12 protein-coding genes are annotated in these 14821 nt (G+C 44.1%); 6 read left to right on the forward strand and 6 right to left on the reverse strand.

From position 1 onward, the window contains the following. Positions 1 to 174 precede the first annotated feature (174 nt). From QUB06_RS19230 to QUB06_RS19245, 4 genes are all read left to right on the forward strand, one after another. Positions 175 to 780: a Uma2 family endonuclease gene (locus QUB06_RS19230; RefSeq protein WP_333436611.1), complete on the forward strand. Its 606-nt coding sequence runs from the start codon at positions 175 to 177 to the stop codon at positions 778 to 780. A gap of 183 nt (positions 781 to 963) precedes the next feature. Further along, positions 964 to 2463, forward strand: coding sequence for a tetratricopeptide repeat-containing serine protease family protein (locus tag QUB06_RS19235; RefSeq protein ID WP_333436612.1), 1500 nt, complete (start codon positions 964 to 966; stop codon positions 2461 to 2463). A gap of 44 nt (positions 2464 to 2507) precedes the next feature. After that, positions 2508 to 2774 carry a DUF4258 domain-containing protein gene (locus QUB06_RS19240; protein WP_333436613.1) on the forward strand — a complete coding sequence of 89 codons (267 nt, stop codon included), beginning with the start codon at positions 2508 to 2510 and terminating at the stop codon, positions 2772 to 2774. 14 nt (positions 2775 to 2788) lie between these two features. Further along, the gene (locus QUB06_RS19245) at positions 2789 to 3031 is read left to right on the forward strand and encodes a DUF2283 domain-containing protein (protein WP_333436614.1); all 243 of its coding nucleotides are present in this window, start codon (positions 2789 to 2791) and stop codon (positions 3029 to 3031) included. A 66-nt stretch (positions 3032 to 3097) separates the two neighbouring features. Here QUB06_RS19245 and QUB06_RS19250 read toward each other — a convergent pair whose 3' ends face one another. Both QUB06_RS19250 and QUB06_RS19255 read right to left on the reverse strand, forming a co-directional pair. Further along, positions 3098 to 3877: a Tat pathway signal protein gene (locus tag QUB06_RS19250; protein ID WP_333436615.1), complete on the reverse strand. Its 780-nt coding sequence runs from the start codon at positions 3875 to 3877 to the stop codon at positions 3098 to 3100. 3 nt (positions 3878 to 3880) lie between these two features. After that, a complete protein-coding gene (locus tag QUB06_RS19255) occupies positions 3881 to 4423 on the reverse strand; it encodes a hypothetical protein (protein ID WP_333436616.1) in 543 nt (180 codons plus the stop codon). A 155-nt stretch (positions 4424 to 4578) separates the two neighbouring features. Here QUB06_RS19255 and QUB06_RS19260 point away from each other — a divergent pair, with 155 nt between their 5' ends. Together QUB06_RS19260 and ffh are read left to right on the forward strand one after the other, a co-directional pair. Then, positions 4579 to 5985, forward strand: coding sequence for an NB-ARC domain-containing protein (locus QUB06_RS19260; protein WP_333436617.1), 1407 nt, complete (start codon positions 4579 to 4581; stop codon positions 5983 to 5985). 228 nt (positions 5986 to 6213) lie between these two features. Further along, a complete protein-coding gene (gene ffh, locus QUB06_RS19265) occupies positions 6214 to 7662 on the forward strand; it encodes a signal recognition particle protein (RefSeq protein WP_333436618.1) in 1449 nt (482 codons plus the stop codon). 260 nt (positions 7663 to 7922) lie between these two features. Here ffh and QUB06_RS19270 read toward each other — a convergent pair whose 3' ends face one another. The 4 genes from QUB06_RS19270 to lptC form a co-directional block, all read right to left on the reverse strand. Next, the gene (locus QUB06_RS19270; protein WP_333436619.1) at positions 7923 to 9827 is read right to left on the reverse strand and encodes an EAL domain-containing protein; all 1905 of its coding nucleotides are present in this window, start codon (positions 9825 to 9827) and stop codon (positions 7923 to 7925) included. A 1-nt stretch (position 9828) separates the two neighbouring features. Beyond that, a complete protein-coding gene (locus QUB06_RS19275) occupies positions 9829 to 12627 on the reverse strand; it encodes an ATP-binding protein (protein ID WP_333436620.1) in 2799 nt (932 codons plus the stop codon). 780 nt (positions 12628 to 13407) lie between these two features. Further along, on the reverse strand, positions 13408 to 13536 hold the full coding sequence (locus QUB06_RS19280) for a hypothetical protein (protein ID WP_333145132.1): 129 nt from the start codon (positions 13534 to 13536) through the stop codon (positions 13408 to 13410). 79 nt (positions 13537 to 13615) lie between these two features. Continuing rightward, positions 13616 to 14815, reverse strand: coding sequence for an LPS export ABC transporter periplasmic protein LptC (lptC, locus tag QUB06_RS19285; protein ID WP_333436621.1), 1200 nt, complete (start codon positions 14813 to 14815; stop codon positions 13616 to 13618). Between the last annotated feature and the right edge of the window lie 6 nt (positions 14816 to 14821).

Genomic DNA, 14821 nt, shown 5'->3' on the forward strand with positions numbered 1-14821 from the left:
CAATTAGTTTCTACCCGTTCCCCCCCGAATGTCAAGCCTGATTTTGTTAAGAAAGATGTGAGTAAGGCATAGCTTAACAAGGGGGGAACAAGAGCGCTCGAAGTCCCCAATTTCTCCCTTTATATATTTTTATGCTAATCTAAAAGTAGAAATTCCAAATCGGGGAAAGTATATATGACTATTGCCACTCACCCCAAATTAACTGCACTCCCGGAACAGCGGTTGATTTTGCCGCTATCAATGACTTGGGAACAGTTCAAAGCTTTGGATTCATTGCTAGAGTACACTCGCAGTGTTCGCTTGTCTTACCTGGACGGATATGTGGAAATTATGACAAGTTCGTCGAAGCATGAAACCGTTAAATGCCTGCTGGCAGGAATGTTAGGTCAGTTTTTCTTAGAAAAAGATATTAGTTTTACACCGACGGGTAGCGCTACACTCCAAGGGGAAGCAAAAGGCAGCAGCAAGGAACCAGATTTATCTTACTACTTTGGCGAAGACAGACGGCAGCGAGAAACACCCGATTTGGCGATCGAAGTTGTTTTTACTAGCGGAACTCTCAACAAGCTGGAATACTACCGCAGATTTAACGTAGCGGAAGTTTGGTTTTGGGAAGACGGAGTGTTTGCTATTTACCAACTGAACTCGGAGGGTTACGATCGCGTTTCTCGGAGTATGCTGTTGCCGGATTTGGATCTAGAATTGCTGGGGAGATGCCTGCAAATGTCGGAAGAAAAAGAAGCTTTGAAAGTGTTTCGGGATGCAGTTCGAGCTGATTAACCTAAAAGATATACAAGTAAAATATGGCATAGTAATGCCGGCAATGGTGGAAATATACGAAATGTACGAAATGTCATAAAAATCGAAATCATCTGAAAACATCTAGGCTTTCTGGTTTTCAGAAATTTTATTTTAATCTATACTATTCGGAGTATAAAAAGTCTTACTCTTCAGCAATCACCTATGAATAGGGATTATTCGCGCTTTGATTCCCTCACCAGCATCCTCGCAGGAACAGTAACGGTAGCAGGAATAGTTGTTTTTGCACAAGCACCCGTTTTCGCCAAAACTCCCCAACAAATTGCCCAATTAGCTGAATCTGTTACGGTTCAAATTAAGGGAAAAACAAGCGGTGACGGAACTGGATTTATTATTGCTAAACAAGGCACGACTTATACGGTTTTGACAGCTAATCACGTTGTGGCCGATCGGGATACCTACACGATTCGCACTAATACGAAAAAAGACTATCCAGTAACCCGTAGTGTACTATTACAGAAAGGCCAGAATGCTCCTGATTTAGCAGTAGTAACATTTAAAAGTGCAGAATCTTATCCAGTTGTAACTTTAGGCGATTCCGAACAAGCTACTGTTGGAACAGAAATTTTTGTGTTTGGCTATCCAGCTCTTCCCGCTAGCAGAAAAGACCAACCAGATCGCAATTTTGAGTTTTCACCCGGCTATGTTACCAGCCGTCTCCCGACTCATTCAGACGGCTATACTTTGCGCTACAATGCTGTCACGAAAGGGGGCATGAGTGGAGGGCCTGTATTTGATGGAGAAGGGCGTGTAGTTGGGATTCACGGAGAGGGCGATCGCGATTACGATCGTGTCACAGATAGAGACAGAAAAGTTGTCACAGGTTTAGCCATTACTAAAACAGGATTCAATTCAGCGATTCCTATCAACACTTTTCTAGCTAAATTGTCCGATGCAGGGTTAAATCGTTCTGCTCTTTTGGTGAATACTTCTACTGCGGGGAATGCACCCCTGAAACTGAACAATCCGCAAGATGCTAAGACTTATTACGTTCGGGGTTTAACTCGGTTTGACAAGGGAGATTTGTCAGGGGCTGTTGCCGATTTTAACCAAGCAATTCAAACTCAATCTGATTACGCGGAAGCTTATTTCTATCGGGGACTCGCTTATTTCGATTTGAAACAAATGCCCAAAAGTATCGCTGATTATAGCAAGGCGATCGCCCTAAATGCCGGTTATGTTGACGCTTACTACAATCGGGGGCTGGTTTTGTCAGCAATGGGAGATAAACCAGGGGCGATCGCAGATTATACTCAAGTCATCCGCTTGGATAGAAACTTTGCAGCGGCTTACAACAACCGAGGATTAGCACTTTCGGACTTGGGCGATCAAAAAGGAGCGATCGACGATTTCAATCAAGCGCTGCAAATCAATCCCGGTCGCGCTAACACTTATTTTAACAGAGGATTGGCGCTGTTTCGCATCAATAACGATCGCTCTGCATTAGCTGATTACACTCAAGCAATTCAACTCAATCCCAATTATGCAAAGGCTTTTGCTAACCGAGGAATTACGTTGGTGAGAATGGGAGATAGACAAGGGGCGATCGCAGATTTGCAGCAAGCGGCTCGTTTATTTAGGGCTCAAGGAATGAACGCCGATGCTCAAAAAGCATTAGATTTGATTGGTCAATTGCAAAACTAGTAAATACTCTGATATAATATTATCAAGGATACCGAATAAATTCTATGGTCAAGCCAATCTACTTTTCAACTCATGCCAGAGAGCGAATGCTGCTGCGGGGTGCGGTCGAAAATGAGGTGATTATTGCCATTCGTTCGGGCAATTGGCAACCAGCCAAGCAAGGTAAGTTTTCAGCCCGCGCTCAATTTGATTTCAACAATCAATCTCCCATTAATCAACAGTTTTACGCTTACAAAGCTGTTAAGTCAATTTTTACAGATGCACCGGAAAAAATTGTAGTAGTGACAGTAAACGTCTATTACTTTAACTAACAGGATTCAATCATATGAGAATACGATACGATCGAGAAGTTGATGCTCTCTACATAGAGTTACTGTCATTAGAACCTGGAACAGCGGAAAATCGAGAATTGACTGAAGACATTATTGCTGATTACAGTCCTGACGGCAAACTGGCTGGACTAGAAATTCTTGATGCTTCGCAAGTTTTGGGTGAACAACTCAAAGAAATCATTGTCGAAGATGCTTCGGTTGGTGTCATTCATCAACTGGCTCTTTTGATGAAATGAGAACTATAAAAATGCTCTTGTGTTAGATCCCCTACTTCTTAAAGAATTCGGGGATATGATTTCTCCCTAAAACCTCACCGTCACCAAAATCACCCGCCGAGGCTGATCTTCCGCTTCAATAGTAAACTCAACACGCCCAAAACCTTTCGGCCCCGGTTCAACTAAATCATAGCGAGATGTCACTGTACCGGCGGCTGTATCGTATTGAGCAAAAACAGCACCGGGATTCCTCCCAGCAGACGCATCCGCATCCCCTCCCCAAGAGCCCCAATCATCCAATCGCGATCGCGTTGGCAATACAGAAGCCGCGATTTCAGGAGGTGTGAGTCTTTGATCGGCTAAGACTTGTTGAGCGTTATGAATAGCGCACATTGTCGGGCCGGAAATTTTGGCATCGCTATACTGATCTTCCCACTTTTGTACGAAGCCAAAGCCAACATTCGGGCCGACTTGATCCTGTCTTTGCCGCCCCCACAGCCGACTGGTATCTGATGCAAAATTAGAACCGCTGCCAGTTACGGCTAATTCGGTTCTTTTGCTGGTAAAATTGCGATTTACAAATTCTTTGTCTGCGGTGCGAATGGCGTTAGCGGCCGCTGATTCTATTTTACTGCTAACATTACTATTGCCTTGTATAATGGGTGATAGAACACCGGGGATGGGCTGTGCTCCACAATATTTTTGAATACCGTTAAAAACGCGATCGGCTGATAAAGCACTAATCGGAAATTCTAGGGAATAAGCTTCAGCAGGTTTGGGGAAAAAGATGCCGGATGTGGCGGAAGCAGCAAAAGAAGCGCCACCCCAGATGACGATACGATTAAATTGACGGCGGCTAATACTCATAATTTATCTACTCCCTGGAGAGCTTGCCCCCGGCTCTATTTGAAATTTGAAGAAGTGATAAGGTCTTCGGTCACAATTTTTTGCTGTGGAACAAGAAATCTCAAGAGCTAAACTTTTACCATTACTAATATCTGCCAACATTGTATTGATTCTCCCCGGCTTCCCCACCTGAGAAGCTACTTGATTTCCATCTACATAAACCTCTATTTTGGGGGGTGAAATCTCATCTCGATCGTCAACTCCATACTCTAATCTGAGAGAAGCACGACCACCTGGAAGTTTACAAGTCCAACTGGCCTGGCGTACTGTCATAATACTGGTGTATAGTTGTCTGCCTATAGAAATATCTGTAGGTCCCTTGTACAAATCAGCTAACCCGCCTGAATTCCGGCCACCAACTGCCAGTGTACCCTTTGTAACAAGACATTGCAGGTCGAGTATATGGATCGGGCGCTGGGCCTGTGCCACTTGTGCGCCAATAGTCCCTAACATCACACATAACATCCCAGCGAGGAACAAACCGCTGAGCCACCGCACTCGCTTCATATAAAATATCCTGCTAATACCTTAATCAATTAATATAAAGGATGAGCTGTGTAGGAAAAGTCCTGACTTTAGATAGATGACACAATCAAAAATGTCACAATTGTACGAAATGTCAGGTATAATGAATGGCGTAAACTCCAGCTTCTCGCTAATCTATGGATATTGCCGAAGTTTTGACGCTGGCAGATGAGCTAATTTTTGCTAAGACGGGAAAGCATTTAGATTACGTGCAAGAAGCTATCCTGCGGGGAACTTTACAAGACACAACTTACACGCAAATAGCTCAAGAAGTTTACTCAAGTCCAAGTCATGTCAGAAATGTCGGATCACAACTTTGGAAAATACTTTCTAAAGAATTAGGAAAAAATATTACTAAAGCAAATTTTAGGACTGTATTAGAAAATAGTAAAATTTATAATTATCAATCAGCAATCGTTGGCGAAAATGTAACAGTTGGTGAGAATGTAACAGTTAATCATAACCTTAACGTTTGTCGTGAAAAAGTGCGATCGCCCACTTCACCCCAAAACCCCCAAGCAACAGCAAAACAGCCCCGCATCGACTTAGACGACGCACCAGAAATCTCGACATTTTTCGATCGCACATCCGAACTTTCCACCCTAGAAAACTGGATTTTGGGCCGCACCCGTCTCATCAGCATCTTAGGCTTATCCGGTATTGGCAAAACCGCCCTGACACTCCAACTAATCCCACAAATTCAACAGGAATTCGATTGCATCATCTGGCGAAGCCTCCACAACACGCCACCGCTGGCATCACTCCAAACCGACATAATTAAATCCTGTAGGGGCGGTGCCCCCGTGCCCGCCCCCTCCGTGCCCGCCCCCGAAGAAAGGGCAACCACGGGGGGATTGGCCCTACAATATTTACGATCGCACCGCTGTCTAATCGTACTCGATGACGTGCAAACAATCTTCAGCAGCCAACAACTAGCAGGAAACTACAAACCAGGCTATGAAAACTATGGCGCCTTCTTCAAACAAATCATAGAATCATGCCACAACAGTTCCCTAATTTTGCTCAGTTGGGAAAAACCCAGAGAAATTGCAGCATTAGAAGGCCACCCGAAAAATTGTCAAACATTGCAACTCAATAGTTTAGGCGAACCAGCGCGAGAAATATTTATAGAAAAAGGTTTACTTGAATCTGAAAAATGGTCAGAATTGATAGACATTTACCGAGGCAACCCCTTGTGGTTAAATATAGTATCTGCTGCTATTCAAGACTTATTTAGTGGCAATATTTCTGAATTTTTATCCTATGATAGCCTAGTTTTAGGAGACTTAGAATATTTATTGCACCAACATTTTCAGCGCTTGTCAGACTCCGAAAAACAAGTAATGTCCTGGTTAGCAACTCAAATCAAAGCAGTCGAAATCTCCAAAAAGCCAGCCCTTCTGGAATTATCCCCTTCAGACTTCCTCAAAGCCGTCGAATCCTTGAGACGGAGGTTATTAATCGAAAAAGTCCAAAAGGGCGATCGCACCCTCTTCCAACTCCAACCAGCGATCGCAGAATACATAAAAAATCACATCTTATAGCAGTTTTAAGAACAGGCAAGATGCCTGTTCCACAATAGATGAATTTTAGGGCAGCAGTTTTAATAACAGGCAAGATGCCTGTTCCACAAAAGATGAATTGTCTTGTGGGGAGTAGGGGTGGCGCTTCTAGCCCGCCCTGAAAGGATTATTCAAAAAATAGCAAAACATTAATCCAAACATCCGCATTTAGCCTTAAAATTAAAAAGACTGACTAGCCAACAATGCCCTATGTTTGAAGCCCTTGCCGATCGACTCGAATCCACCTGGAAAAAACTGCGCGGACAAAATAAAATCTCCGAGTCCAACATCCAAGACGCGCTCAAAGAAGTCCGCCGCGCCCTCCTGGAAGCCGATGTCAACCTCCAAGTCGTCAAAAACTTCATCTCAGAGGTAGCGGCAAAAGCACAAGGCGCAGAAGTCGTTTCAGGCGTCCGTCCCGACCAACAATTTATCAAAATCGTCCACGACGAACTCGTGCGCGTCATGGGGGAAACCAACGTACCCCTCGCCACCGCAGACTCCGGGCCCACAGTTGTCCTGATGGCAGGTTTGCAAGGAACCGGGAAAACCACAGCTACGGCCAAACTAGCGCTGCACCTCCGCAAGCAAAATCGTACCGCACTGCTAGTCGCAACCGACATTTATCGACCAGCCGCGATCGACCAATTGCTGACCCTCGGCAAACAAATCGACGTACCAGTATTTGAATTAGGCAAAGACATTGACCCCGTAGAAATTGCCCGCCAAGGCATCGAACACGGCAAACAAATCGGCATTGATACCATCATCGTCGATACAGCAGGCCGCCTGCAAATCGACCAAGACATGATGGCAGAATTGGGCCGCATCAAACAAACAGTACAACCGCACGAAACGCTGTTAGTTGTTGATGCCATGACCGGCCAAGAAGCAGCAAATTTAACCCGCACCTTTCACGAACAAATCGGCATTACCGGCGCAATCTTAACCAAATTAGACGGCGACAGCCGCGGCGGTGCAGCCTTATCCGTGCGGCAAATATCCGGCGCGCCGATTAAATTTGTCGGAGTCGGCGAAAAAGTCGAAGCATTGCAACCATTTTATCCCGATCGCATGGCATCGAGAATACTCGGCATGGGCGATGTCTTGACGCTAGTAGAAAAAGCGCAAGAAGAATTCGACATCGCCGATGCCGAAAAAATGCAAGAGAAAATGCTCACGGCAAAGTTTGACTTTACTGACTTTCTCAAGCAAACCAGACTGTTAAAAAATATGGGTTCCCTCGGCGGCATCATGAAAATGATTCCGGGGATGAACAAACTCTCAGACGAACAAATGCGGCAGGGAGAAGTGCAGCTAAAACGCACCGAAGCCATGATTAATTCGATGACAGTTGAAGAACGCCGCAACCCCGAACTTTTAGCCAGTTCTCCATCCCGCCGCCGTCGCATCGGCAAAGGCGCCGGCTACGCTGAAAACGACGTAACTAAGCTGGTGAGCGATTTCCAGAAAATGCGTACTATGATGCAGCAAATGAGTCAAGGCAACTTCGCCGGCATGGGAGGAATGCCCGGAATGCCCGGAATGCCCGGAATGGGCGGCCCCGGAATGCAGCCCGGTTCCCGTGGCTATATGGGTGCCCAGCAGAAGAAGAAAAAGAAAAAAGATAAGCCTAAAAAAGGTTTCGGACAGTTGTAGAAAATATCAAAAATATTGCACGATTGTCAAAATTTTGTAGGGGCGGGTTCACCGATCATAATTGCCTAAAACACACAATCTCGTAAACCCGCCCCACCCCGTGCGAGAGTCCTTTAACTTTTTTTTGTTGCCGAGTTCAATATAAAAAAAACCGGAATTAAATATGGTACAAACAATTACTCAACATTGAGTTAGCATGATGATGAGAGTAGGCTTTTGGGCCTGTCCCACAAGAGTTTCATAAAATTTATCGCGGCAAACTAGATGTCAGGCCAGCTTGCTAGCCCTACTTTTAAGCCTAATAATTCGGTTGCCTTTTCGCTGTCTACAGGCCTAGAAAATAAATATCCTTGCCCCAACTCACACCCCAACTCTCGCAGTTTCTGTAGCTGTGTTGGCGTTTCTATGCCTTCTGCCACGATATCCATACCTCGGCTGCGAGCCAGCGTTACAATTGTCTGGATAATTTCTACGCCACTGTTGTCTAACCCAATGCGGCTCACAAAAGAGCGGTCAATCTTTAAGGTATCAATGGGAAACTCGTGTAAGCGGCTTAAAGAAGAGTAGCCCGTGCCAAAGTCGTCGATACACAACATAAGGCCTAGAGCTTTTAGCTGCTTCAACATCTTTTCTTCTCTGGATACAGTTTCCAAAATGCAGCTTTCAGTAATCTCTAGTTTTAGACTGTAGCTGGGAAAGCCAGTCTGCTGCAAAATCTCCTCAATTCGATTCAGTAGGTTTGCTTGCTTTAGCTGCACTGGGGAAAGATTGACATTAATCGCCAAGGGAGGTGTTTGGGGAAACTGTTGCTGCCAAATACTGATCTGGTGACAAGCTTCCTGCAAAACAAACCACCCCAGTTCATTGATCAAACCAGTTTCTTCAGCCACAGGGATAAACTCAGCAGGCGGGTAGATTCTGCCAGATGGGTGATGCCAGCGCACCAAAGCTTCAAAGCCACTCAGTTGCCCGGTAGAAAGCGAGACAATTGGCTGGTAGTGAACGCAAAATTCTTGTAGCGCGATCGCCCTTCTCAAGTCGTTTTCCAACTGCAAGCGCGTCATCGCAATAGTTTGCATAGCTGGATCGAAAACTTCGTAACGCCCTCTACCTTGAGCTTTCGCATAATACATTGCGATATCCGCATCTCTGAGCACGTCTTCGGGGCGATCGTAACCCATTGTGCTAACGATAATTCCCATGCTGATATCGGTAAATACTTCATAATCATTCAAATTAAACGGCTGCCTTAATTGGTTTTGGATGCGTTCAGCCGCCCTGGTTGGTTCGTCAATATCTTTAATATCTTCCAGCAATATCACAAATTCATCTCCTCCAAACCGCGCAACTGCATCTGTGTGGCGTAAGGAAGCTTGCAGTTGACGAGCAACGCTTTTTAGTAATTGATCCCCAACCAAATGTCCGAGGCTATCATTCACTACTTTAAAGCGATCTAGGTCAATAAATAGCACCGCATATAGATAATCTTCACGTCTGTACGACAAGTCGATCGCCTGTTGCAGCCGATTCATAAACCAAGCGCGGTTAGGCAACTCCGTTAGCGCGTCGTGAAAAGCATAATGTCCTAATTTTTCTTCTCTTTCCAACAACTGAACTTGAGCCTGTTGAAGCTCGCTGCAGGCTTGTCTAAGTTCAGCCGTTTGAGAAGCCACCCGTTCCTCTAACTCAGAAGTGAGTTTCTGCAAGGCCGCTTCCGCCTCTTTTCGCGCTTCAATTTCCTCTTTGAGAAGCACATTTTGCTCTTCCAGCGTCTTGGTCAAATTTCGCAGTCTCAGGTGTAGTTGCACGCGGGCTAGGACTTCCTCTTGCTGAAAGGGCTTGGTGATATAATCTACTGCCCCCATTGACAAACCTTTAACCTTATCCACGCGATCCGTAAGAGATGTCATAAAAATCACAGGGATATCTTTCGTTGCCACCGATGCTTTTAAGCGGTAGCAGGTTTCAAACCCATCTATCCCCGGCATCATCACATCTAACAATATGATATTTGGCGAAACTTCTTGTAACTTCTCAATAGCACTTTCCCCATCCTTAGCTACTAAAACCTTGAAGCCTGACTCCTTCAAAAAATCGAACAAAAGTTTGAGGTTATTCGGGTTGTCGTCAACAATTAAAATTACATTGTCTTTTTGGTTGAGCATTTTATTCCCCCAAATGTTTTTTTACAAAAGCTAGTAGTTCTTTTTCTTCAAAATTCTTGGCAAATTGCAAGATTTTATTAGCAAATGGTAAATAGTTACCGTCTATCTGCTTAAGTCTATCGGCTTCCTGCTCAACCACTTCAATATCGCCGATCCGAGCTGCATTAAACAGCGCTACCAGCTCTGCTGATGGCGGTATCACAAGCTCACCACTCTGAACGTTTAATAAATCAGTGAAACCTTCCGGCTGTGCGAGCGCCAAATCCGCAGGTTGGTCGTAAATCCATTCTATTTGTAAGTAATTTTTTAATACTTCTAGCAATTCTTCTACTTGGATAGGCTTTGACAGGAACTCGTTACAACCTGCTTCTTGGCTATTTTGGCGATCGAATTCAAACACGCTGGCGCTGGATGCTATCAATATTACATCCTTAAAGTCTGATGACTTTCGGAAGCGCCGCGACATTTCAAATCCATCCATTACTGGCATCACTAAGTCTGTGATAATCATATCTGGTTGAAAATCAATGGCTTTATTTAAACCCTCTTGTCCATTACAAGCTTCCATGATTTTAAAACCTAGTGGTTCTAAAAAGCTTCTAATAACACCTCTATTTTCTAATCGGTCGTCTACTAACAAAATTTTATTTTTATTGCCTTTAAAACCTGTTAAATTAATTGAAGTATTTGGCGAAGGTTGAGTAATAAATTCAGATGAGGGATTCAACTCTAAATCAAAAGAAAAAATGCTGCCTTGACCGAGTATACTTTCGACTTTTATTTCGCCTCCCATCAGTTGAACAATTTTCTGTGCGATCGCTAATCCCAACCCAGTGCCTTCTGCCTTCTGCTGGCTATTTCCGACTTGTTCAAACGGTAAAAATATTTTTTCTAACTGTTCAGGTGCCATTCCAATCCCCGTATCTTGGATATGGAAACGAATTTTAGTAAGTTGTGATTGGTCAGAGTCTTCCCCCGTACCTATTACGCCTACCTTAAAAATAACACCTCCTTTTTCTGTAAATTTAATAGCATTGCCCAAAAGGTTAATCAAAACTTGGCGCAGTCGTTTTTCATCAGCATATACAGCGTTAGGAAGTTGATTTAATACTTGATAACTAAAGGTAATTTCTTTTTGTTCAGCTCGGATGCGGCACATTTCCACAACCCCGATCAAAAAGGAAGAAAAATTAAAACTTGAGCTGTCAAGTTCCATTTTACTGGCTTCAATTTTAGAAATGTCTAAAATATCGTTAATCAGCGTGAGTAAGTGCGAACCACACTGGTGAATAATGTGGATAGCATCTTTTTGTTTAGGAGTGGTAGTTTTATCGCGCTCCATAATTTGAGAGTATCCTAGAATTCCGTTCAGGGGTGTGCGAAGTTCATGGCTCATGTTGGCAAGGAATTCGCTCTTGGCATGGTTAGCAGTATCAGCGGCAATTTTTGCCTCTTTTAGCTCACTTGTTCGTTCTTCTACTCGATTTTCTAACTCTGAGTTGGTCTTTTCCAAAGCAGCAAAAGACTCGCGCAATTGCTGTGCCATTTGGTTAAAAGATTGAGCGAGAACTCCCAGTTCATTTATCCCATTTACGTCTACTTTTTGGTTTAATTGACCGCTAGCGATCGCTCTACTCGCTTTACTCAAAAGAAAAATAGGATGGGTAATCCAGCGGGAGGCGAAGATTCCTAACAACGTCGCTAGCACTAACGCTAAAATGCAGAGTAGGATAGTGCTACGGGTATTGGCATTGATTTCCTCCATAAAGTCGGCTTCTGGAACGACTACAACAATCAGCCAATCAAGACCTCGACCATCTTGGAATGGGGATACTTGCACGAATTCCCGCTGACCATTTAGCATGAATTCTAGTTGCTGGTTGCTATCTATTTCGGTAAAGTTACCAAAGCGTTCTATTAAATGTTGCGCTGTACCCTTGATCAAAGGTACGCTGCTCTCAATCGCTTTTAATCGTTGCGTTTTTTGGCGATTTTTGCTTTTGATAAATGGCTTCTCGGCGGTGGAAGAAGCCACTAGCAAGCCAGAGCGTTCGATGATGAAAGTCTTTCCCGATCTACCAATTTTTAAACTTTGGAGAAAGTCGCTGATTTTTGAGAGAAAGAGATCGGTACTTACAACACCTATAAAAATGCCATTTTTATCGTAAGCAGGTTGGCTAGCGGAGATGCCAAGGCTAGGTTGAATATAATATTGATAAATTTTATTCCATTGGGGTTTGCCGGCAACTTTTGCAGCTTTATACCAGGGTCGAATGCGGGGATCGTAGTCTGGGTGGGTTTCCTTAAACTGAGTCGGGTTGCCCTCTCTATCTACCTTGACGATCGTATTGAGAAAATTAGTAGAGCGATCGGTTATTTCAATAACCACACTGCCATCATCCTTATATCCAGCACCCGCGTATTCTTTTTTTTCCCCTCCAAAACTGATGTAACTAACAGTGGAAAATTGCTTGAGCTGCCAGTAGAAGTAGCTTCTCATAGAACTCATATTGTCTGGATTCCATAATCCAAAGCGGCGAATGGCATCGACGCTGATGGCATTGACCAAATGGGGTGTTTCCAAGTAAGTGTTTAGTTGTTGATTGATGCGGGCGACTACCTCCGTTCGTAATTGGGTAGTAACGTTGTTGACGGCAGTTTTGCCGTTGCGTAGCGAGAGCCAACCTGTCAGTCCCACAGCGGCGAAGATTTGCAGGACGAATGGTACGACTAAGACGAGGCGCAGCGGGATTTTTTGAGGGCTTTTTGCAAGTTCATTCTCACTTGCGGTTAGTGTCATGGCGGAGTCATTTTAGTATTTGGATTATTTCAATAACAACAGTCGCTCACCCTTGGTCATTTAAAGTCAGCTCTAGGGAAATTATTGATTCCGTCTCTCTTGAACGCCAATTGGTTTAATGATATCTTATTGTTGAATAACCCGACTGAAATGAGCGGCTAATACTGATACAGTTTGCAAATTTATGAAAAAAAACCGATCCCCCATTTGAGACGAAATCTCCATAAATGTCAAATGCTATATTTTGCTTGGGGTTGCAGTGTAAGCCTACCTCCAGATTTCATGGATATTGAGTACACCTTCATTGACTTGTAGGTCTTGACCTCAATACTAATTGATCTAAGCATACAATTATAGTCACGACTTACGAACTATAGGTCTGAAACCCAGCTTCCCCGTGCTGCCCTAAAAAAGGAGGAACTTGAAAGCCCTCTTGGAAAAAGGGTTTGGGGGTTCTATGCGTAACTCTTAAGCTTACGTCAGCTAAATTGCGCTTTTTTTTCAAGGGGCTCTCTGGCCCGTCCCACAAGGATTCTCAAATAGAGGAAATGGCAACCTAGATGCACAATAACTTAATAGTCGATCGTGCATAGTAGCTAAATCAACCCTAAACTCAACAGTGCCATGAGTTCAGGTAGAATCAGATGCGAAACAGAAAAAGATTTGACTGCATGGGCGATCTACGGAAACGTAGGGCGCTGAGCGAGATAGCGTTGAAATCCGCTGTTTGGCAGTTTCGTTTTTTCTTCCAGGCATAGGTCTAATCTCCCACACCCCATCTCAAAACGAAAGCCGCACGCCCGGACACGAGAGAAGCAGTTCAACACCCTTAAACTCTCTCCAACTTAATCCGTCAATTAAGATAGGTTCATCAAGCCTTTCTAAAGTTGTTTCTAAAGTTGTCGTCATCCCAACCCCTCCTTACTCAATTCAATCTTAATTGAATGTGCGTTCATCAGCGCTCATCTGCCAACATCTGCGATCGCAATTATTGCTGTCCCAAAGTTCCCTTATACTCGTCCGGTACAAATTCCGTAACCACTTGGCCGCCGCCACCGTCGCCTTTGACAATCACAGTTTGATTTTTCAACTCTCCCGCCGCCCTCGGCCCTGTCAAATTAAACACCGGATTTAGCTGCCGATATACCACATTTCCTTCCGCATCAAAAGTCTGGTTAGTTAAATACCACGTTACGCGATCGGTATTTAATTGAGCTTGACGTTTTTCCCCAATTCCTACCACATTTCCCGTCAAATAAAAAACTTTTTTCTCTAAATCTCCCCGCCCCGTATCCCCAGTCATCGTCACCTTTTCCACGCGGTGAAAAACCTTCACAGGTCCAGGCGATACCACAGATTGCGCCGGAAAATTCCAACTCATCAAACTGCTTTCTATTTGCAGCGGCGGGTCTGATGGCATCAACTGAGCGTTTTTTGTCAGCGTCGCAATCTTGGTTTTTAAGTCTACATCTACTTGGTCGGCAAAACCGCTGTCTGTGACTATTTTATCTTTGTATCTGTCAATTTGAGTCGGTTTGGCGCTGTTTACCTTTTGTTGATCCACAAACCACACTAAGTGTTCGGTTCGCAATTGCAAAGCCGGATCTTTAACATTCGCCACCACCGAACCGAATAACTCCATCCTCTTAGCCCTACTGAAAACCCGCGCTTCCTTCGCTGAAGCCGTCACCTGTTTGTTCTCTCCCGTCAAATTATTGCGGACAACTAAAACATCTTCCTTCGGCCGCCACTCCAACTCATTTCCCCGCAACACCACTCCATTTTTCAGGTCTTTAGCAACTATGTTACCTTTGAGAAAAACCTGATTTCCTTCCTGAAATACCTGCCCGGTTTCTCCCTGAATATCGTAAATTTCTTTGCCGTCCTGAAACAATTTGCCCACTGGTTTCTGAACGTTAACTATCTTTTTGTCTTTGCTGTAAACGGCATTTTGCGAGTTTACTTTCCAGAACGTCTCGCCCTTTTCGTTTGCTTGTTCTAGGGTTACTTTGTTTAAAGTTAAAGTGCTGTTTGACTGTTGAGCAGTTTTGAGATCCTCAGCTAATTTGTTCTTTTGAGTCTCTTGCGGAACTGCACAAGCACCAATCCCCAAAATCAGTGCTGATAAAAATAGCAGCATCAATTTTGGGGATTTGAAATTGGGAATTTGGGATTTGAGATTAATCATTGGTTA

It is taken from the genome of Microcoleus sp. D2_18a_D3 (assembly GCF_036702455.1).
Lineage (GTDB): Bacteria > Cyanobacteriota > Cyanobacteriia > Cyanobacteriales > Microcoleaceae > Microcoleus.